Source organism: Rugamonas rubra, from assembly GCF_900114705.1.
GTDB classification, from domain to species: Bacteria; Pseudomonadota; Gammaproteobacteria; order Burkholderiales; family Burkholderiaceae_D; genus Rugamonas; species Rugamonas rubra.
On record NZ_FOTW01000005.1, the window covers coordinates 66850 to 87030 of the forward strand.

Here is a 20181-nt window from a genome sequence, read left to right on the forward strand (position 1 = left end):
ATAGCATTTCAAGATGCCTATAATACCTGAACCAGGCAAGATATGTTGTTATAAATTTATTTCAAAACTAACATCTAATAGCCACCCTGCCCGGGCGTGGGCAGGGTCCGCCGACTCGCCGCCGGCCTGCCGCCGACCTGTCCGGCTGGTCCGCGCGGCGCCGCCGGAGGCGAAAAAAATTCATTTTCAACAACGGCCGAAAGCAGCCATTGTGGTATAAAATAAACATGTAAAAAAGAAAACACTGCATGCTTCCTATGCATGCTTTGCTTCTACCTGAGAGGAAAACGCCATGAGGTTTGTGCAATCGAGAACGTCCTGGGCGCGCCGCGCCGCCCCGCTGCTGCTGCTGGCGCTGAGCGCCTGCTCGAGCCTGCGCCAGGGCCCGGCCGCGCCGCCCGACGCCGCCGTGGTCGCCAGCGAGTACCGCATCGGTCCCGGCGACAACATCAACATCATGGTCTGGCACAACCCCGAGGTGTCGATGACGGTGCCGGTGCGGCCCGACGGCATGATCACCACGCCGCTGGTCGAGGACCTCGAGGCCAGCGGCAAGACCTCGACCCAGCTGGCGCGCGACATCGAGAAGAAGCTGGCCAAGTTCCTGCAGGAGCCGATGGTGACGGTGATCGTCACCGGCTTCGTCGGCATCTATTCGGAGCAGATCCGCGTCATCGGCCAGGCGGCGCGGCCGCAGGCGCTGCCGTACCGGCGCGACATGTCGCTGATGGACGTGCTGATCGCCGTCGGCGGCGTCACCGAGTTCGCCGCCGGCAACCGCGCCAGCATCATCCGCACCATCGACGGCAAGCAGCACAAGCTGGCGGTGCGTTTGAGCGATCTGATCCGCGAAGGCGACATCTCGGCCAACCTGCCGATGCGCCCGGGCGACGTGCTGGTGATACCGGAGAGCTTCTTCTGATGCGGGTTGCCTTGGGGAAGTGTCGGAAAACTTTACACTTCTACCCGGCGGCTTGCACGATGCACACGCAACGCCCGGCGCCGCCGCCGCTAAGCCCTTGATTTCACACAGGCGGCGCGGCGGCGTGACTTGCATGGCGCACATATTGCTTTGCAACACAACACCAAGCGACGGCCGCGGCCGTTCGCGCGCCGTCATATTTTCAGGAGTGAAATGGTTATGCATGAATCGTCCGACCAGCAGCAAGCGCCCGCGCCGGCCGGCACTCCCGCGCTGAGCCCGGCCGGCCAGGCGCGCCGGCGCCTGGCCACGGCCGGCGTGGCCGCCTCCGGCGTGCTGCTCACCGTCGCCAGCCAGCCCGGCATGGCCTGCGACATCTGCCGCTCGCCGTCGGGCTTCCTGTCCGGCGCGCTGCAGAGCCAGCAGGTGCCGAAGACGGTCTGCTCGGGCCGCTCGCCGAGCTACTGGAAGCGCAGCGCGAACTGGCCCAACCACCTCGCCAAGACCACCAAGTTCAGCGCCCTCTTCCCCTGCAACAGCGCGTTCGGCAGCTACAAGAACGCGACCTTGCAGCAGATGTTGTCCGGCCAGTCCTTCGACAACCAAAAGATCGGCCAGTACCTGGTGGCCGCCCACCTGAACGTGCTGGCCAAGCTGAGCAGCTTCCAGAACCTGCCGATGCTGCAAAACATCTGGAAGGAATTCCAGGCCAGGGGCTACTACGCGCCGGTGGCCGGCAAACGTTGGTACGCCTATGACATCGCCTTCTACCTGTCGGGAACCATGTCTTGAGGCCGGCGCCGCCGGCCGCAGCGGTCCCGTGTGGCGCATGAGCGCCGGCCAGCTGGCGGCCAGCCGCCACTGGGACGGCGAGTTCGTGGTCTACAACAACCTGTCGGGCGACACCCACCTGCTCGGCGCCGACGCCATGCTGGTGCTGCGCCGGCTGCAACAGGGCGAGGCCGACACGGCCGCCCTGCTGGCCGCGCTGCACGAGGGCGCCGAGGCGCCGGCGGCGGCGACGCGCGCCGCGCCGGCCGCCGAGCTCGAGGCCATGCTCGACGACCTGCGCCGCCTGGCGCTGATCGACACGGCGCCATGCTGACGGTGGCCGCGCTCAGTCAGGCCGAGCTGGCCGGACGCCTGGCCGGTGACGGCCTGCACCTGCGCACCGCCGGCTTCAGCGTCTGCCTGCGCAGCCGCATCGGCAGCGTGGCGCGCGGCATCGGCCTGCTGTACCCCGACTACCCGCTGCTGGCGGCCGACGACTTCGCCGACTTCCGCCTCAGCCTGGAACGGCCGGCCGGCCTGCGCCGCTGGTTCAAGCCGCAGGTGCGCCTGCTGTACGACGGCGCCTCGCTGTTCCAGCCGCTGCCGCTGGCGCAGGCCTTCCCGATGTTCGAATGGGGCTTGAACTGGTGCGTCTCGAGCCGCGCCCACGAGTACCTCATCGTCCACGCCGCCGTGGTGGAAAAGCACGGCCGCGCGGCGATCCTGCCGGCGCCGCCCGGCTCGGGCAAGAGCACGCTGTGCGCCGCCCTGGTCGGCCGCGGCGGCTGGCGTCTGCTGTCCGACGAGCTGACCCTGATCCGCCTGGCCGACGGCGCGCTGGTGCCGCTGCCGCGCCCGGTGAGCCTGAAGAACGGCTCGATCGCGGTGATCCGCGACTACCTCGGCGACGCCGTGTTGAGCCCGGCGGTGCGCGACACCGTCAAGGGCACGGTGGCGCACCTGAAGGCGCCGGCCGACAGCGTGGCGCGCGCCGCCGAGACGGCCCGCGCGGCCTGGCTGGTGTTCCCGCAGTACCGCGCCGGCGCCGCCGTGCGCCTGGACCCGCTGAGCCGGGCGCAGACCTTCATGCGCGTGGCCGGCAACAGCTTCAACTACAGCCTGCTGGGCCGGCGCGGCTTCGACGCGCTCGGCCGCGTGGTCGAGGCCAGCGCCGGCTACGCCCTGGAATACGGCCGGCTCGACGACGCCCTGGCGCTGTTCGAGCGCCTGGCCGGCCAGCAGTTGGCCGAGCGCGCCGCATGAAGCCGACGCCGCTGATCCTGCGCGCCATGCGCCAGCCGGAGCGCTGCGTCGGCCTGGACGGCGGCGACTGGGACCTGCTGCTGCGCCAGGCCGGCGCCGCCCACCTGCTGGCCGGCCTGGCCGCCATGCTGGCCGAGCGCCAGCTGCTCGAGCAGGTGCCGCGGCGGCCGCGCGCCCACCTGCTGTGGGCGCAGGCGCTGGCCGAGCGCCACGCCCAGGCGGTGCAGTGGGAGGTGCGCGAGATCGCCCGCGCCCTCGACGGCCTGGGCCTGCCGCTGATCCTGCTGAAGGGCGCCGCCTACGCCCTGGCCGGCCTGCCCAACGGGCGCGGCCGGCTGTTCTCCGACATCGACATCCTGGTGCCGAAGGAAAACCTGGACGAGGTCGAGGCGGCGCTGATGCTGCACGGCTGGGTGGCCCAGCACCACGACGCCTACGACCAGCGCTACTACCGCGAGTGGATGCACGAGCTGCCGCCGATGCAGCACGCGCGGCGGCAGAGCTTCATCGACGTGCACCACGCCATCCTGCCGCCGACCGCCGCCGCGCGGCCCGATCCGGCGCTGCTGCGCGCGGCGGCGCCCCCGCTGCCGGGCCGGCCCGGGCTGCGCACGCTGGCGCCGCTCGACCTGGTGCTGCACAGCGCCACCCACCTGTTCTACGACAGTGAATTGAGCCACGGCCTGCGCGACCTGGTCGACATCCACCGCCTGCTGCTGCAATACGGTGCCGAGGCCGGCTTCTACCCGCGCCTGGCCGAACGGGCCGCCCGCCTGCAACTGCAGCGGCCGCTGTTCTACGCCCTGCGCTACAGCGCGCGGCTGCTGCACACGCCGGTGCCGGCCTATCTGCGCGAGGCCGGCGCCGCCGCCGCGCCGGGCCGCTGGCGGCTGGCGCTGATGGACGCGCTGTTCCACCGCGCCCTGCTGCCGCGCCATGCCAGCTGCGACGACCGTCTCGGCGGCGCCGCCCGCTTCCTGCTGTACGTGCGCGGCAACTGGCTGCGCATGCCGCCGCTGCTGCTGGCGCGCCACCTGCTGCACAAGGCCCTGCTGTCGCCGCGGGCCGAGGCGGCGGCCGACCCGGCCTAGGCCGGCGGCGTGGCGGCGTGGCGGCGGGCGGACGGTGTCGGATTTCTTTACACGGCCGGCATCCACCAGCAAGGACGACGATGCAAGTCATTGATTTACCTCAATAGTGATGCCCTGGCCCGATTTCTGCTTAAAGACTGGTGTACCGGCTTCAGCGGTTCAAAAAAGCGATTCAACATTCCACCCGATCGAGGAGATCTCTCATGCACATGCCACTGGCCCGAAAATACGCGCTGTCCGCCCTTGCCGGCGCGATGATACTGCTGGGCACCACTTCACAAGCGCTGGCGGCACCGACCGCGCCAATCTTCACCATCGACCCGAGCGCGCTGGGCCTGGGCGGCCCCATCATCGGCCCCAACACGCCGTTCCAGGCCAACCAGATCGGCGGCACCTCGTCGGAGCTGCTGCACACCGTGGGCAACACCCACACCGGCAGCGGCTGGATCGACCTGAGCGGCTTCGCTCTGAACAGCGTCGGCCTCGCTCCACTGAGCACCGGCCTGGACATCAACTACGGCCTGTTCGTGCGCTTCCAGCTCAAGGACGTGCTGGTCTCGGGCACCATCAACACCCCCGGCAGCGCGCAAAAAGTGACCCAGCTGGACTTCCAGTTCTGGGCCGATCCGCACAACCAAAACACCTACGTTCCGTCCAGCGCGGCCGGCCTGGGCACCGAGGCGACCGTCGCCGACGTCGGCGGCGACGACATCCTGCTGGCCGTCGGCAACCTGGTGCAGGGCGTGTCGGGCATCAACGCCCTGGGCGGCGCCTTCCTCAACTCGATCCAGACCTTCGCCACCTGCAGCGGCGCCGGCATCGCCAACCTGGCTGGCACGACGATCGCCGCGGCGGCCTGCGCCAACGACATCGGCAGCAACTTCTTCTCCTCGCCGAAACCGTTCTACGGCGTCGCCTTCGACGCCTTCAACAACACCACCCAGGGTCCGGCCACCAATGGCGGCCTGCTGGCCATCAACCAGGCGGTCGGCAACGTCGACTTCAACAAGATCCCCGAGCCGGGCTCCCTGGCCCTGGTCGGCCTGGGCCTGCTGGGCATGGTCGCCGCCGGCCGCCGCCGCAGCGCCTAAACCTAGTGTGGTGCCGCACTAGCGCCGGGTTCGCCCGCCGTCGACAGCCCGTCGTGTTCGGCGGGCTGTTTTTTTGCCATTTGGACCTGCCTATGAACGCGAACTTCATCCCCCAACTGGCGCGCATCGGCGCGCTGGCGCCGTCGGCCGACAACAGCCAGCCGGTGCGACTGCGCTGGAACGGCCAAGAGCTGTCGCTGCACTACGCCGAGCGGCACGCCGGCGGCGGCGTGTTCGACGCCGACAGCCACGCCACCCTGATGGCGGTCGGCGCGGTGCTGGAAAACCTCGACATGGCGCTGGCCGCCAACGGCGTGGCGGCCGACTGGCGCATGGGCCAGGACGGCGGCCAGCCCTACGCCACGCTGGCCCTGCCGCGGCTGCCGGCGCGCTTCAGCGCGCCGGACGGCCCGCTGCTGCGCCACACCAACCGGCTCGCCTTCCGCGCCACGCCGCTGCCGGCCGACCTGGTCTCCCAGCTCGGCCTGGGCGACGACGGCGCGTTGCGCCTGCTGGTCGAGCGCGGCCAGCGCAAACGCCTGGTGCGGCTGGTGCGGCTGTGCTCGGAGGCGCGCTTTTGCAACCACGCGCTGCACGACTGGCTGTTCGACAGCCTGCGCCACACGCCGCAGCAGGTGGCCCGCGGCGACGGCCTGGACGTCGACAGCCTGGGCCTGCCGCCTGGCGGCCGGCAGATGCTGCGCTTCATCTCCCATTGGCCGCGAATGGCCATGCTGAACCGCGTCGGCGCCTACAAGCTGCTGGCCCTGTCGGAGGTCAAGCTGATCGCCGCCGCGCCCGGCCTGCTGTGCGTCAGCGGCGGCGGCGACCGCGCCAGCATCATCGACGCCGGCCGGCGCATGACGCGGGCCTGGACCGCCTTGAACCTGCAGGGCATCGCCGCGCAACCCTACTACGTCGTCACCGACCAGCTCAACCGGCGCCGCGACGGCACCCTGGCCGCCGGCTTCGACGGCAAGATGGCGGCCGTCGAGCGGGAGCTGGCCGAGCTGCTGGGACTGGACCGGGGCAGCATGTTGCACATGGTCCTGCGGGTCGGCTATCCGGCCGACCCGCCGCTGCGCTCGCGCCGCCTGCCGCTCGAGGCGGTGTTCGAGGACGCCGGCGCGGCCTGAGGCGGCGGCGCAACAGGCGGCCGGACGGCGGCGGATTTCCATAAAGGCAATAGCATTTTGCTATGATTGTTTGCTACACTGCTTCGTCGGCGGGAATCCGCCGCGCCACGCGGCGGCCCTTGCCGCCAGGCCTATTTGACAGGGAAACATATGCCGCGTAGCACGCTTCGAATCGCCAGACTCAGCGCCGCCGTTCTGGCGCTGGCCATCTCCCTCGCCGCCTGCGAAGGGACGCAATCGGCCGCCGCCTTGCTCGTCGAGGCCAAGCAATACCTGCAGCAGGGCGACAACAAGGCGGCGCTGATCCAGCTCAAGAACGCCGTGGCGCAGAGTCCGGACAACGCCGAGGCGCGCCTGCTGCTGGCCAAGCTGTACAACGACATCGGCGACGCCGCCTCGGCCGAGAAGGAGGCGCGCCGCGCGCTGGCGCTGAAGGCCGAGCCGCTGGCCGCCGGGCGGGCGCTGGGCGAGGCCCTGCTCAGCCAGGGCCAGTTCCAGAAGGTGCTCGACGAGAGCGCCGGCGCCGACGCGCAAAACCAGCCGGCGCTGCTCAACCTGCGCGGCAAGGCCCACCTGGGCCTGGGCCAGGCGGCCCCGGCGCGGGCGGCGTTCGAGGCGGCGCTGCGCCTGCGCGCCGACGACGCCGACGCGCTGATCGGGCTGGCCCGCCACGCGCTGGGCGAGCAGGACCTGGACGGCGCCGCGCGCCACGTCGAGCGCGCCATCGCCGCCAACCCGGGCAACCTGGACGCGTGGTTCTTCAAGGGCGAGATGCTGCGCGCCCAGGAGCAGACGGCGGCGGCGCTGGCCGCCTACGACCAGATCCTCAAGCTCAGTCCGGACAACGCCGCCGCCCGCCTGATGAAGGCCCATCTGCTGATCGGCCAGGGCGACTACCCGCGGGCCGGGGCCGAGATCGCCGCCGCGCGCAAGAGCACGCCGCACGGCCTGCAGATGTTCTACGCCCAGGCCAGGCTGGACTACGCCCAGGGCCGCAACCAGGCGGCGATGGAGTCGCTGCAACAGATCCTCAGCACCGCCACCGAACACGCGCCGACCATCCTGCTGGCCGGCGCCGTGCAGTTCAACCTGGGCTCGATGACCCAGGCCGAGCAGTACCTGCGCAAGTACCTGGAGATCGAACCGAAGAGCCTGTACGCCCGCAAGCTGCTGGCCTCGACGCTGCTCAAGCTCGAGCGCGGCGCCGAGGCGGCGACCCTGCTGGCGCCGCTGCTCAAGGACGGCGGCCAGGACGCCCAGTTGTACGCGCTGGCCGGCGAGGCCGCCATGAAGCTCAAGCAGTACGCCAAGGCCGGCGACTACCTGGCCAAGGCCAGCACGCTGGCGCCGCGGGAGGCGCCCATCCACACCGCGCTGGGCCTGAGCCGGCTGGCCCAGGGCGACAACGGCCGCGCCGTGCGCGAGCTCGAGGTGGCCAACGGCCTCGACAAGAAATCCTCCCAGGCCGGCGTGCTGCTGGCCATGACCCAGCTGCGTTTGGGCGAGTTCGCCAAGGCGCTGGCCGTCGCCGAAGAGTTGGAGAAGAACGCGCCGGACAACCCGGTGCTGCCGAACCTGAAGGGCGAGATCCGCCTGGCGCAGAAGGACCTGCGCGGCGCCCGCGCCGACTTCGAGCGGGCGCTGGCCAAGCAGGCCTTCTTCTTCCCCGCCACGGCCAGCCTGGCCAAGCTGGACATGCTGGAGCGGCACCCGGACGAGGCCGTCAAGCGCCTGCGCGCGCTGCTGGCGCAGGAGCCCAAGAGCACGCAGGCGATGACGGCGCTGGCCAGCCTGGCGGCGGCGCGCAACGACGAGGCCGACACCGCCAACTGGCTCGAGCGCGCCTACAACGTCGACCCGGCCGAGGCCGACCCGGCGGTCCGCCTGGCGCAGTTCTACAACGCCAGGGGCAAGCCGCAGAAGGCGCTGACCATCGCCAAGAACCTGCAAACGAGCAACCCGGGCAAGCCCGAGGTGATCGACCTGCTGGCGCAGACGCTGACGGCCACCGGCGACCAGGCCGGCGCGCTGGAGGCCTTCAGCCAGTTGGCCAAGCTGCTGCCGGCCTCGTACGGCACGCAGTTCCGCATCGCCCAGTTGTACATGACGATGAACCAGCTGCCGGCCGCCGCCGCCGCCCTCAAGAGCACGCTGGCGTTGAAGCCCGACTTCGTCGAGGCGCAGATGGCGCTGGCGGCGCTGGAGGTGCGCCGGGGCAAGCCGGAGGCGGCGCTGCAGATCGCCCGCCAGTTGCAAACCAGCCTGCCCAAGCTACCGGTCGGCCACCTGCTGGAGGGCGACGTGCTGCTCGGCCAGGCCAAGCCGGCGGCGGCCGCGGCCGCCTTCGAGCGGGCCTACGCGCGCGGCCGCGACGCGCCGATCGCCGTCATCAAGCTGCACCAGGCGATGGACCAGGCCGGCCAACGCGGCAAGGCCGACCAGCTGCTGGCGCAGTGGCTGGCCGAGCGGCCGCGCAACGTCAGCGCGCGCCTGTACGCCGCCACGCTGGACCAGACGCCGCAGCAGGGCGCCGCCATCGCCGCCTACCAGGCGGTGCTGCAGATCGAGCCGAACAACATCGACGCGCTCAACAACCTGGCCTGGGCCTACGCCCGGCAGAAGGACGCCCGCGGCCTGCCCTACGCCGAGCGGGCCTACCGCCTGGCCGCCGACAACCCGGCCGTGCTCGACACGCTGGGCTGGATCCTACTGGAACAGGGCGACGCCGCGCGCGGCCTGCCGCTGTTGCGCCAGGCCACCACGCTGGCCAGCCAGTCGGCCGACCTGCGCTACCATCTGGCGGTGGGCTTGTTCCGCGCCGGCGACAAGCTCGGCGCCAAGCAGGAGATCGCGCGCCTGATCGGCCTCGACAAGGCCTTCGCCCAGCACGCCGAGGTCAAGGCCATGCTGGCCAAGCTGTAGCGGCCGGCGCCGGCGCCGGACTGGCGCCGGCCCGGCTCAGGCCTTGCCGAGCGCCTTCAGGTACATGCGCTTGCCGATGGCGATGGCCAGGCGCTGCAGCGGATTGCTGCTGCCGCCGGGGCGCCAGGTGTGCACCAGCTTGCCGCGGTAGGCGTCGAACTGCATGCCGTGCGGCGCCGCCCGCACCTTGCCGCGGCCCAGCAGGATCTTCATCGCCTCGGCCGCCGCCAGGCCGGCGCACAGCTGGCAGGCCATGATGGTCGACGGGCCGCGCCGCTCGGCCAGGTTGACCGCCGCCGGCACCACCAGGTAGGGCCGGTGCAGGCCGGCCGGCGCCAGGCCGACCAGGAAGCGGATCGCCTTGTCGTCCTCGCCCAGGTCGCCCCATTGGAAGTACTGCTCGAAGGTGGTGTGGCCGGGCAGGAAATTGAGCAGCGCCGTGCCGATGCCCAGCGGCGCCGCCGTGCTGGCCGGGATGGCCAGCTCGGCGCAGCGGGCGAAGGTCTTCTGCCGCACGTCGAAGGCGAAGAAGTCGTAGCTGTCGAGGTAGTAGTCGACGCCGGCCAGGAAGCGCTCCAGGTTGGCCTCGTTGACGCCGTGGGCGAAGACCTCGATGTCGGCCTCGGGGTTGATGTCGCGGATCATGCGCGCCACCACCTCGACCTTGGGCTGGCCCAGGCTGGACATGGTGGCGCCCACCTGGCGGTTGAAGTTGGGCAGGTCGAAGGTGTCGAAGTCGGCGATGTGGAAGGCGCCCACGCCGAGCCGCGCCAGGGTCACCGCGTGCACGCTGCCGACCCCGCCCATGCCGCCGATGGCGACGCGCTTGCCGCGCAGCCTGGCCTGCTCGTCGGCCGTGAGCCAGCCGATGTTGCGCGAGAACGCCTGCTGGTAGTCGAAGGCGGCCGCCATCTCAGCGGTTTTCGCGCAGGCGGGCGATCAGGCCCTTCTCCTCGCGCGGCGAGTAGAACAGCGGATAGAACGAACGGTTGCCGGCCGCCGCGTGCGGGTTGCCGCCGTAGCGGTTGATCTGCTCGGTGACGTAGGCGTAGCTGAGCCACAGCAGGTAGGCCGGCGCGTTGACGCGCGGATTGGTCTTCGGCTCGCCCAGGCTGGTGAAGCCGAGCTTGTTCTCGTAGAAGGCGCGGTGGCGCGGGTTGACCTCGATGAACAGGTCGGTGCAGCCGTGGATGTCGCGCGCCATCAGCGTCGACAGGTGGAACAGCGCGGCCATCGGCTCCTTCGAGCGCACCCGCGGGTCGAAGGCGAACTTGGTGATCTCGCACAGCTTGCGGCCGGGCTGGCGGTAGGGCGCGATCTCGTCGCGGAAGATCTCGTCGGCCAGCAGGCCGAGCGGCGAGTCGATGCCCAGTGTCAGCGTGCCGACCGCGTCGCCCTTGTCGGTGGCGGTCAGGGTGATGCGGTTCGGGTCCTCGGCCAGGGTGTGGCTGCCGGCATAGCCGCGCCAGGCGTACATGCGGTTGATCAGCAGGCTGGCCTTGTTGCGGCCCTCGACGGTGTCGGCCATGCGCAGGCCGAAGGCGCGGTTGTTGGTGACCAGGTCGACCACGCCGGCCTCGCCGGCCTCGCCGGCCTCGCCGGCGGCCGCCGCGTCGGCCGGAGCGGCCTCGGCGCGGCGCTGCTCAACGGTATCGTTTGCATCGGACTTGTGATTCATCTGCTCCTCCCGGGGTGGCCGCGCGCGCGCGCGTAGCATGTTGCACGTTGTCATAATATACACGCCTTTTACCCAGAATATTAGCAATTTTGAATTTTTCAGCGCACCCCGGAGGCCGCGTCGCCTCAGCGCAACGCCAACAGGCGCCGGGTGATGTCGGCCTCCTCGGCGCGGCCGAAAAAATACGGGTAGAGCGAGCGCGCGGCGCCGTCGGCGCCGTCGGCGCCGTCGGCGCCGCTGCCGCCGAGCGCGGCGATCTGCTGCTCCATGTAGTCCAGGCTGACGCGCAACAGGTAGGCGGTGGCGTCGACGCGCGGGTTGTAGCGGCTGCCGGCGACCTGCTCGAAGCCGAGCATGTCCCGGTAGTAGCGGCGGTGGCGCGGATTGACCTCGACGAAGGCGTCGCTGCAGTGGTGGATCTTGCGGGCGTAGAGGAACAGGATGTGGAACAGCGAGGCCAGCGCCAGCTTGGGATGGGGCACCGGGTCGATGGCCAGCTTGGTCACCTCGCAGACGCGGGCGCCGCCGCGCCGGTAGGCGTCGATCTCGGCCTTGAACACGGCGTCGGCCTGGATGCCGGCGGCCGAGTCGGTGGTCAGGCTGACGGTGCCGAACAGGCGGCCCTGGCCGGAGGCGGCCAGGGTGACGCGCTGCGGCTGGGCCTCGAGCTGGCGCTGCTCGCCGTAGCCGCGCCACAGGTAGCGCTTGTTGATCAACTGGCTCGAGGCGTGGCGCGCCGCCTCCAGGTCGGCCAGGTGGATGCCGAACGAGGCGGCGGCGCCCGCCACCGGTTCGCCGCCGGGCAGCCATTTGATGTCCTGCACGATGGCCGAGCCGTACTGCTCCGCGCCGCAGTCCGGCGCGTGGGGTGAGTTGATGCGGTTTTCCATCCAACGGTTCCTCGTGGCGTGCGGTGGTTCGGGGCGCGAGCCGCCGTGCGCCAGCGCAGCGGCCGCGCCAGCGGAATACTAGCGGAATAGGCGGCAACAGCCCCGCACGATACGGGCTCGAGCGTGCGCGGAACGTGGCTGGGCAAGGCCTGGCGGGCCGCCGGCGGAAAAATGTCTAGGCTTCCGGCAATTAATGACATTACAATAAAGACATCATCCATCGCCCCCGCCGAGCCACCATGAACCAATCCGCCAGCGCGCCGATCTACGGCGACTATCCGCGCAACGAGATGCACCCCTACCTGCCGGCCGGCGCGCGCCGCGTGCTCGACGTCGGCTGCCACACCGGCGCCTTCGGCCGCTCGCTCAAGCGGCTCGGCGTGGCCGAGGTGTGGGGCGTCGAGATGAACGCCGAGGCCGCCGCCAGCGCCGCCGCCCACCTCGACCGCGTGCTGGTCGGCGCCTTTTCGGCCGAGCTGGTGCCGGACGGCCACTTCGACGCCATCTTCTTCAACGACGTGCTCGAACACATGAGCGATCCGGGCGCGGCGCTGCGCGCCGCCATGGCCAAGCTCAAGCCGGGCGGCAAGGTGGTCGCCTCGATCCCCAACCTGCGCCACATCGACAACCTCGAGCACATCTTGCTCGACAAGGACTTCCGCTACGAGGCCAACGGCGTGCGCGACCTGACCCACCTGCGCTTCTTCACCCGCAAGAGCATTCCCCGCCTGTTCGAGCAGAACGGCTACACCGTCGAGCAGCTGGCCGGCATCAACGAGAGCTGGTGGACGCCGCAGCTGTGGCGCCGCCTGGCCTTCCGCCTGTTCCCCGGCTACCTGGCCGACACCCGCTTCATCCAGTACGCGGTGGTGGCGGCGCCCGGCGCGCCGGCCTGAGCTGCCGGCGGCGGCGGCGGCGGCGGCGGCCGGCATGCCGCTCAGGCCGGCCGCCGCCAGCGCGCCAGCCGCGCGCGCAGCGCGGCGCGGGGGTCGGCCAACAATTGGCTGAGCAGGAAGGGCGCGCGGCACATCAGTTGGCGCAGCCACCAGGGGCTGCGCAGGCGCGCCGGCGGCGCGCCGAAGCGGCGCCACTGCGCGTCCCAGAAGCCGGCCACCACGGCCTCGCACTTGGCCGCCTCGCCGGCCGCGCGCAGGCTGGCGATCTCCGCCAGCGACTGCGCCAGCAGGTGGCGGAACAGGCCGCGCCGGCGCGCCGCCGGGGTGTGCTCGCGCCAGAACAGCCAGGCGTTGCGCGCGCTCAGGTACAGCGCCAGCTCGCTGTACTGGCGCACCGGCCGGCTGGCGTGCCAGGCGCGCGCCTGCTGGCAGTAGGCGGCGGCCATGCCGTGGGCGGCGATGCGGGCGCTCAGCTCGTTGTCCTCGTAGTAGGCGAAGTAGCGCTCGTCGAGCAGGCCGATGCCGGCCAGCGCCTCGCAGCGCAGCATCAACGCGGTGCCCGGCAACATGGCCGGCAGGCCGGGCGGGCGCGGCGCCGTCGGCGCCGAGGGCCGCACCGAGCAGTGCCGGCCCCAGTCCAACCAGGCCGCCACCATCTGCGGCTTCTCGCGCGCCTCGAGGCAGTAGATCAGCGGCGACAGCGCGGCCAGCCCCGGCTCGGCGCGCAGCTGGCGCAGCATGGCGGCGATCGCCGCGCCGTCGATCTCGCAGTCGTTGTTGAGCATCAGCACCGCCTCGTGGCCGCGCGCCAGCGCCAGCCGCAGGCCGTGGTTCTGGCCGGCGGCGAAGCCGGCGTTGCGCGCCAGGCGCAGCAGCTCGACGGCGGGGAAGCGCGCCGCCAGTTCGGCGCGCGGGTCGTCGCGCGAGCCGTTGTCGATCACCAGCACCTGCCAGGGCAGCTCGTCGGCCTCGTCCAGCCGTTGCGCCTCGAGCGCCGCCAGGCAGGCCAGGGTGTCGGCCAGGCCGTTCCAGTTGAGGATGCTGATCAACAGCGGCGCGCGGGCCATCATGGCGCCGCCCCCGCCAGCTCGGCGCGCCAGTCGGCCAGCACGCGCTCGAGCGCGAAGCGGGCCTGGCCGCCGACGCGCGGCCGCCCGCCCTGCTGCCAGCGGCGCAGCGTGGCGGCGTAGCCGTCGGCGGCGCCGAGCAGGTTCAGGCCGCGCTCGCCGGCCGGGCGCAGCGCCGGCCAGCGCCAGAACACGCGGTCGGCCAGCGCGCGCACGCGCGGCACGGCGATCAGCTGGCCGGCGCCGTTGAGCACCTCGGCCGCCGCGCCGATGCCGTGCGCCAGCACCGGCGTGCCCACCGCGTTGCTCTCGGCCAGCACCAGGCCGAAGGTCTCCGGGTAGACGTAGTTCGGGTAGAAGGCGCACAGCGCGCCGCGCAGGTGCTGCATCAGCTCGTGGTGCGGGATGGCGCCCAGGTTGACCACGCCGGGCTGGGCGTCCAAGGTGGCGCTGCGGTAGCCCGGGTTGGCCAGGTACAGGCGCAGCGCCGGATTGCGCTTGTGCAGGTGGCGGAACAGGTGCAGCGTGTAGTCCAGCCCCTTGTGCGGCGAGGAGAAGAAGGCCAGCTTGTTGGGGTCGTAGTCGGCCGCCGCGCCGCCCCCCCCGGCCGCGCCGGCGCCGTCGACGTCGACCGGGTTGTAGATGCGCAGCACGCGCGGCCGTTCGGCCAAGGGCAGCGCGGCGAGCAGTTGGCGCACCTGGCCGGCGTGGAAGTCGGACACGCAGACCAGCGCCACGCCGGCCGCCGCCAGCCGCGCGGCGTGGGCCAGCAGCTTGTCGCCGCGGCCGCTGCCGGGGCCGCACAGGTCGTGCAGCCACAGCCAGATGCGCGCCTGCGGATAGCGCTGGCGCTGCGCCAGCGCGGCGGCCGGCTCGCGCAGCACCACCACGTGGCTGGCCTCGGGCGCGGCGCGCCCGCCGCCGCCGCCGTCGGCGGCGATGGCGGCGCCGGCCAGGTAGCGGCCCTGGTCCTGCGCGCGGTTGTGTTGCAGCACGCGGGCGTCGAGCCCCTCGGCGATGCGGATCACCGTCGCCTCGGTGCCGCCCAGCGCGCCGCCGCGCAGGCTGTCGAGGTTGTAGGGCGCCGGCGCGACCGGGTCAACAATCAGCGTTCGCATCGTTCTTCCTCGGCGCGGCGGCCAGTGTCGGCGCGCGCCAGCGCCAGGCGCGCGACTTCAGTCGCAGCGCCGGTTGTTCGACCCAGCGCCAGCTCAGGCGCCCGCACAGGTAGGCCAGCGCGATGCTGGCCAGGGCCAGCGCCAGCGGCGAAATCGCCGGCAGATACCAGGCCAGCAGCTTGCCGACCGGCCAGCCGTACAGGTAGACGCCGTAGGAGGCGTCGGGCATGGCCTGGGCGCGGCGCAGCAGCGGGCCGCCGGCGGCGAAGGCGCAGTAAAACAGCAGGTAGGCGCCGCCCAGCAGCAGGCCGGCCTCGGCGCTGGCCGGCTGGCTCAGGCAGAGCAGCAGCACGGCCAGCGCCAGCACCGCGTTGCGCCCGCTGTAGACCACGCCGGCGCGGTAGCTGTAGTAGCTGGCGCCGGTGAAGAAGCAGCTGGAAAAGCGCAGCACCAGCAGCGTCTCCTCGCGCGCCGCGCCGGCCAGCGCCGGCCAGACGCCCAGCGCCAGCGCGGCCCACAGCGACAGACAGGCGGCCAGCACGGCCAGCGGCGCGTGGCGCCAGCGCAGCAGACCGGCCAGGCCGAGCGCCAGCACCGTCAGGTAGCAGAGGAATTCGTAGTGGATGGTCCACATGGCGCCGTTGACGCTGGGGTAGTGGCTGCCGGCGAAGGTGGCCGGCGTGACCGGCGTGTCGAGCAGCAGCAGGCTGCGCGCCAGGCCGCCCCACCAGAACTGGCCGTAGTAGCCGGCGCCGGCGCCCAGCGCGCCGACCACCAGGGCCGACAACAGCGCCGCCACCAGGTAGCCGGGCACGATGCGCAGCAGGCGTTTTTGCAGGAAGGCCAGCGGCCGCGGCCGGCCCAGCCAGCTTTGCAGGATCAGGTAGCCGCTGAGGATGAAGAAGCCGTCGACCGCCAGCACGCCGAAGGACAGGGTGTGGAACAGGCGCGTCAGCGGCTCGCGGCTGCGGTCGCCGTCGAGCATCTCCGGCGAGTGCGAAACGATCACCAGCAGCGCCAGCGCCAGCCGGATCAGGTTGAAGTTGTTGCACCGCTCGGGCGCCGCCGTGCCGTGCGCGGGCATCGCAGTCATCGCCGTCACCGCTTCAGCACGATGCCCAGCGCCAGCGGGATCGAGTAGAGGAAGGTTTGCGGATCGACCCGCCACTGTTGGCCCAGCAGCGCCGGCGCGATCGCCTTGCGGTGGCGCAGCCGGTGCAGCAGGTCGGCGACGAAGCTGCGCCGCAGCCCGCTGACGGTGCGCCGGTTGGCGGCGCGGTGCGGCGCGCTGAGCTTGAACAGGCGCGGCAGGGCCTTCTGGTACTTGATCTCGTGGTGCAGCCGCAGCAGCGACTTCTCGGTGCCCCAGCCGGAGCCGGAGAAGATGTTGACGCCGGCGCCGTAGCGGCACTCGCACCGCGCGGAAAAGGCGATGCGCCGGGTCAGCGTGCACAGCTCCAGCCAGAACAGGTAGTCCTCGCCGGCGTAGACGAACTGCTCGCGGAAGCGCAGCGCCGGGAAACGGGCGTAGCGGTACACCACGGTCGAGGTGCCGATGATGTTGCCCATCAAAATCTGGTCGAACATGTCGCCGGCGTAGGCGTGCAGCTGCCCGGCGCCGGCCAGCGCCGGATGCTGCGCCGGCGTGATGCGGCCGGCGCGCTGGAAGGCGCTGACGCTTTGGTTGAGCTGGAAGTGGTCGGCGAAATAGAAGTCGTGGCCCTGCCCCAGCGCCGCGCGGGCGCGCTCGATGTGGTCGTCGGTCCATTCGTCGTCGGAGTCGAGGAAGGCGACGTACTCGGTCCCCTCGGGCACCTCGGCCAGGCCGCGGTTGCGCGCCGCCGCCGGGCCGGCGTTGGCCTGCTCGACGATGCGGATGCGCGCGCCGTGCGCGGCCGGCAGCGCGGCCAGCTCGGCGCGCGCCGGCACCGGCGAGGCGTCGTCGACGACGATGATGTGGTCGGCGCCGGCGCCGCCCTGCGCCAGGATCGAGCGCACCGCCTTGAGCAGGATGCCGGGGCGGGTCTGGTAGTACGGGATCACCACCGCCAGGCGCGTCGCCACGCTGTCAGCGGCGCGCTCAGACACGGCGGTCCTCGTGCTGTTGATACCACTGCTCCAGCATCATCAGCACCCAGACCATGGTGCCGTGGTAGCCGGCGTGCTCGCGCAGGTGCTGGCTGAGCAGCTGTTCGATGAAGGCCGGCCGCACCACGCCGCGCTTGGCCAGCGAGTGCAGGCTGGCGCCGGCCAGCTCGCGCAGGCCGGCGTGGTCCTGCAGCCAGACGCCGAACGGCAGGCCGAAGCCGTGCTTCTGCTTGCGCAGGATGGCCTCGGGCAGGAAGCCGCGCAACGCCTCCTTGAAGAAGTAGCGCAGCTGCGTGCCATTGAGCTTTTGCGCCGGCGTCAGGCGGGTCGAGAAGGCCACCATGGCGTCGTCGAGGAAGGGAAAGGCGACCTGCATGCCGGCCAGCTCGCAGGCCTTGACCACCTTCGGCAGGTCGTTGTCGGCCAGGGTGATCTTCAGGTCCAGCGCCATCATGCGGTTGATCAGGCTGCGCGCCTCGCTGCGGCCGTAGGTGGCGCTCAGGCTGGCCAGCGGCGCGCCGGCGTCGGTCTGCGCCAGGAAGTCGTCGCTGAACACCTGGCTCGGGCCGTAGCGGCCCAGCAGGTTGTAGGTCTCCAGCCGCGCCGGCATGGCCACCGTGGCCTGCGCGATGTAGCTGTGCGCCTTGCGCGTCAGGTACAGGCGGTCGCGCCCGGGGAAGTGGTGGACGGCCGGTTCCAAGGCCCGCCGCAGCAGGCGCGGCAGCCGCTCGTAGCGGGCGAACACGCTCTGCTTGGCGTAGCGCTCGTTGCCGCCGAACAGCTCGTCGCCGCCGTCGCCGCCCAGCAAACGCTCGATGCCGTCGGCCTTGGCCAGCCTGGCGCAGTAGTAGGCCGGCACCGCCGAGGCGTTGCCGAAGGGCTGGTCGAACACGGCGCCGATGCGCGGGATGGCGTCGACCACGTCCTGCGGCGTCACGTAGTAGGCGTGGTGCTCGGTGTGGAAATGGTCGGCGGCGATGCGGGCGTAGGCCGACTCGTCGTACTCGGGGGCGTCGAAGCCGATCGAATAGGTGCGCGCCGGCGCGCCGCCGACCTCGCCGAGCACGCCGGCGATGGTCGAGCTGTCGGTGCCGCCACTGAGGAAGGCGCCGGTGCGGGCGCCGTCGGCGGCCTCCTTGACGCTGCTGCGCAGGACCTGGCGGAACTGTTCGCGCAGCTCGCCGAACGGCGCCCCGCCCTGCTCCTCGAAGGCGATGCGCCAGTAGCAGCGCTGCTCGACGCTTCCCTGGCGGTAGTGCAGGTAGTGGCCGGCCGCCATGCGCTGCTGCCCGCGGTAGATGCTGTCCGGGCCGGGCACCATGTGGAAGTAGACGTAGTTGTAGATGCTCTGCGGGTCGATGCGCGCCGGCGCGGCCGGATGGCGGCGCAGCGCGTCGGCGGTGGAGGCGAACACCAGCGTTTCGCCGCTCAGTTGCCAGCTCAGCGGCAAGGTGCCCATGCGGTCCAGCGCCAGCAGCGCCTCGCCGGCCGCCTCGTCGATCAGGCACAGGGCGAAGGAGCCGGCCAGCTGCTGGCAAAGCAGCTCCGGCCCCTGGCGCCACAGGCCGGCCAACACGCGGCCCAGGCCCTCGCCCTGGGCCTGCTGCGCCAGCGTGGCGTCGCGCAGGCGCGGCCGGCCCCAGATCGCCAGTTGCACCTGGCCGACCCGCAGCAGCCGCGCGGCGCCCGGCGTGGCCGCCACGGCGACGGCGCTGAGTTTGCCGACGTGGCAGTGCAGCGCGGCGTCGTCGAAGCGCCGCATCGGCACGGCCATGGCGTTGAGCAGGCCGCGCTGGCCGTCCTCCTGGCCGCCGTGGCCGATCCAGCCGCAGATGCCGCTCATCGCCGCGCTCCCTTATTCAAGGCGGGGTTCAACTGCCGGTGTGGCTTCGGGTGAAACATCAGCACTCCTTCAAGCGATGCCGCCGGCCAGCGGCCGGCGGGGGAATTCAGACCAGCACTTCCAGCGCCGCCGGATGGCCGAGGAAGGCCTGCGGACTGGCGCTCCAGCCGTAGGCGCCCGACTGCAGCACGGCGACCAGGTCGCCGGGGCCGGCCACGGCCAGCTCCATCTGCTCGGCCAGCAGGTCGAGCGGGGTGCACAGCGGACCGACCACGGAGACGCGCTCGCGCGGCCCGCCGGCGACGCGGTTGCCGACCACCACGGGGTAATTCTTGCGGATCACCTGGCCGAAATTGCCCGAGGCGGCCAGGTGGTGGTGCAGGCCGCCGTCGGTGACCAGGAAGACCTTGCCGCGCGACTCCTTGCGCTCGATCACCCGGCAGACGTAGACGCCGGCCTCGGCCACCAGGTAGCGGCCCAGCTCGATATCGATGCGGGTGCCCGGCAGTTGCTGGCGCGCCGCCGCGACCACGCCGTGCAGGTGGCGGCCGACGGCGTCCAGGTCGAGCCGCTGCTCGCCGGGGAAGTAAGGCACGCCGAAGCCGCCGCCCAGGTTCAGCGTGCGCAGCTGGCCCGGCCAGTGCGCCGCCAGGCGCACCGCCAGCGCCAGGGTCTGGTCCTGCGCCTCGGCCAGCGCGGCGGCGCTCAGGTTCTGCGAGCCGCTATAAATATGCAGGCCGCGCACCTCCAACGCCAGCTGGGCCGCCTCGGCCAGCATGGCCGGCACGCGCTCGGCGTCGACGCCGAACTGCTTGGCGCCGCCGCCCATGCTCATGCCGGAGCGCTGCAGCTCGAAGTCGGGGTTGACGCGCACCGCCACCAGCGGGCGGATGCCGAGCCTGGCGCCGATGGCGGCGATGCGCCGCATCTCCTGCTCCGACTCCATGTTGAGCACGCAGCCGGCGGCGATGGCGCAGCCGAGTTCCTGGTCGCGCTTGCCGGGGCCGGCGAAGCTGATGTCGAGCGGCGCCATCGGCGTGTCGAGGGCGACGCGCAGCTCGCCGCCGGAGGCGACGTCGAGGCCGTCGACCAGGCGCGCCATGTGCTGCACCACCGCCGGCATCGGGTTGGCCTTCATCGCGTAGTGCAGGTGCACCTCGGCCGGCAGGGCGCGGCGCAGCTGCGCCACGCGCTCGCTCAGCTGGGCGCGGTCGTAGGCGTAGAACGGCGTCTGGCCGACCCGCTCGGCCAGCCGTGGCAGCGCCATGCCGCCCAGTTGCAGGCTGTCGTCGCGCACCGCGAACTGGGTCAGCGGGGCGTGCCGCGGCGGCAGGCGCGCCGGCGCGGCGCCCGCCGCCGGGGCCGGGGCCGGGGCCGGGGCCGGGGCCGGGGCCGGGGCCATATT

The 20181-nt window shown here is 71.7% G+C and carries 18 protein-coding genes; 9 read left to right on the forward strand and 9 right to left on the reverse strand.

Translation table 11 applies throughout. The annotated features are described in order from the left end of the window. Positions 1 to 292 precede the first annotated feature (292 nt). From BM252_RS02835 to prsT, 8 genes are all read left to right on the forward strand, one after another. Entirely contained in the window at positions 293 to 922 is a 630-nt protein-coding gene (locus BM252_RS02835; RefSeq protein ID WP_093383419.1) for an XrtA/PEP-CTERM system exopolysaccharide export protein, read from the forward strand. 213 nt (positions 923 to 1135) lie between these two features. After that, positions 1136 to 1714, forward strand: a complete 579-nt coding sequence (locus BM252_RS02840; RefSeq protein WP_139236256.1) for a hypothetical protein — start codon at positions 1136 to 1138, stop codon at positions 1712 to 1714. 37 nt (positions 1715 to 1751) lie between these two features. Then, positions 1752 to 2027, forward strand: coding sequence for an HPr-rel-A system PqqD family peptide chaperone (locus BM252_RS02845; protein ID WP_245774083.1), 276 nt, complete (start codon positions 1752 to 1754; stop codon positions 2025 to 2027). Then, the gene (locus BM252_RS02850) at positions 2021 to 2956 is read left to right on the forward strand and encodes an HprK-related kinase A (protein WP_217429866.1); all 936 of its coding nucleotides are present in this window, start codon (positions 2021 to 2023) and stop codon (positions 2954 to 2956) included. Before BM252_RS02845 ends, BM252_RS02850 begins: the two co-directional genes overlap by 7 nt. After that, positions 2953 to 4047 carry a nucleotidyltransferase domain-containing protein gene (locus BM252_RS02855; RefSeq protein ID WP_093383427.1) on the forward strand — a complete coding sequence of 365 codons (1095 nt, stop codon included), beginning with the start codon at positions 2953 to 2955 and terminating at the stop codon, positions 4045 to 4047. Before BM252_RS02850 ends, BM252_RS02855 begins: the two co-directional genes overlap by 4 nt. Positions 4048 to 4250: 203 nt before the next feature. Further along, positions 4251 to 5138: a flocculation-associated PEP-CTERM protein PepA gene (pepA, locus tag BM252_RS02860; protein ID WP_093383431.1), complete on the forward strand. Its 888-nt coding sequence runs from the start codon at positions 4251 to 4253 to the stop codon at positions 5136 to 5138. 92 nt (positions 5139 to 5230) lie between these two features. Continuing rightward, positions 5231 to 6274: a nitroreductase family protein gene (locus BM252_RS02865; protein ID WP_093383433.1), complete on the forward strand. Its 1044-nt coding sequence runs from the start codon at positions 5231 to 5233 to the stop codon at positions 6272 to 6274. Positions 6275 to 6424: 150 nt separating this feature from the next. Continuing rightward, entirely contained in the window at positions 6425 to 9196 is a 2772-nt protein-coding gene (prsT, locus tag BM252_RS02870) for an XrtA/PEP-CTERM system TPR-repeat protein PrsT (RefSeq protein WP_093383436.1), read from the forward strand. 36 nt (positions 9197 to 9232) lie between these two features. Here prsT and BM252_RS02875 read toward each other — a convergent pair whose 3' ends face one another. From BM252_RS02875 to BM252_RS02885, 3 genes are all read right to left on the reverse strand, one after another. Then, positions 9233 to 10108: a ThiF family adenylyltransferase gene (locus BM252_RS02875; protein ID WP_093383438.1), complete on the reverse strand. Its 876-nt coding sequence runs from the start codon at positions 10106 to 10108 to the stop codon at positions 9233 to 9235. Position 10109: 1 nt separating this feature from the next. After that, positions 10110 to 10874 (reverse strand): N-acyl amino acid synthase FeeM domain-containing protein, encoded by a 765-nt coding sequence (locus BM252_RS02880; RefSeq protein WP_245774059.1) that lies wholly within the window; start codon positions 10872 to 10874, stop codon positions 10110 to 10112. A gap of 125 nt (positions 10875 to 10999) precedes the next feature. Continuing rightward, the gene (locus BM252_RS02885; RefSeq protein ID WP_245774060.1) at positions 11000 to 11764 is read right to left on the reverse strand and encodes an N-acyl amino acid synthase FeeM domain-containing protein; all 765 of its coding nucleotides are present in this window, start codon (positions 11762 to 11764) and stop codon (positions 11000 to 11002) included. 239 nt (positions 11765 to 12003) lie between these two features. On the opposite strand from BM252_RS02885, the gene BM252_RS02890 reads away from it, so the two are divergent. Then, complete coding sequence (locus tag BM252_RS02890) at positions 12004 to 12660, forward strand: class I SAM-dependent methyltransferase (RefSeq protein WP_093383441.1); 657 nt, start codon at positions 12004 to 12006, stop codon at positions 12658 to 12660. Positions 12661 to 12701: 41 nt separating this feature from the next. Here BM252_RS02890 and BM252_RS02895 read toward each other — a convergent pair whose 3' ends face one another. The 6 genes from BM252_RS02895 to BM252_RS02920 all read right to left on the reverse strand — a co-directional run bounded on the left by BM252_RS02895 (position 12702) and on the right by BM252_RS02920 (position 20178). After that, positions 12702 to 13730 (reverse strand): glycosyltransferase family 2 protein, encoded by a 1029-nt coding sequence (locus BM252_RS02895; protein ID WP_093383443.1) that lies wholly within the window; start codon positions 13728 to 13730, stop codon positions 12702 to 12704. After that, complete coding sequence (locus tag BM252_RS02900; protein ID WP_093383446.1) at positions 13727 to 14845, reverse strand: glycosyltransferase family 4 protein; 1119 nt, start codon at positions 14843 to 14845, stop codon at positions 13727 to 13729. The genes BM252_RS02895 and BM252_RS02900 overlap by 4 nt, the downstream gene beginning before the upstream one ends. Further along, a complete protein-coding gene (locus BM252_RS02905) occupies positions 14826 to 15938 on the reverse strand; it encodes an acyltransferase family protein (protein ID WP_093383448.1) in 1113 nt (370 codons plus the stop codon). The genes BM252_RS02900 and BM252_RS02905 overlap by 20 nt, the downstream gene beginning before the upstream one ends. 5 nt (positions 15939 to 15943) lie before the next feature. Next, positions 15944 to 16933 (reverse strand): glycosyltransferase family 2 protein, encoded by a 990-nt coding sequence (locus tag BM252_RS02910; RefSeq protein WP_281249339.1) that lies wholly within the window; start codon positions 16931 to 16933, stop codon positions 15944 to 15946. Continuing rightward, a complete protein-coding gene (locus tag BM252_RS02915) occupies positions 16926 to 18776 on the reverse strand; it encodes an asparagine synthetase B family protein (RefSeq protein ID WP_093383453.1) in 1851 nt (616 codons plus the stop codon). Before BM252_RS02915 ends, BM252_RS02910 begins: the two co-directional genes overlap by 8 nt. A gap of 106 nt (positions 18777 to 18882) precedes the next feature. Continuing rightward, entirely contained in the window at positions 18883 to 20178 is a 1296-nt protein-coding gene (locus BM252_RS02920) for a pyridoxal-dependent decarboxylase, exosortase A system-associated (RefSeq protein ID WP_093383456.1), read from the reverse strand. Positions 20179 to 20181 lie beyond the last annotated feature (3 nt).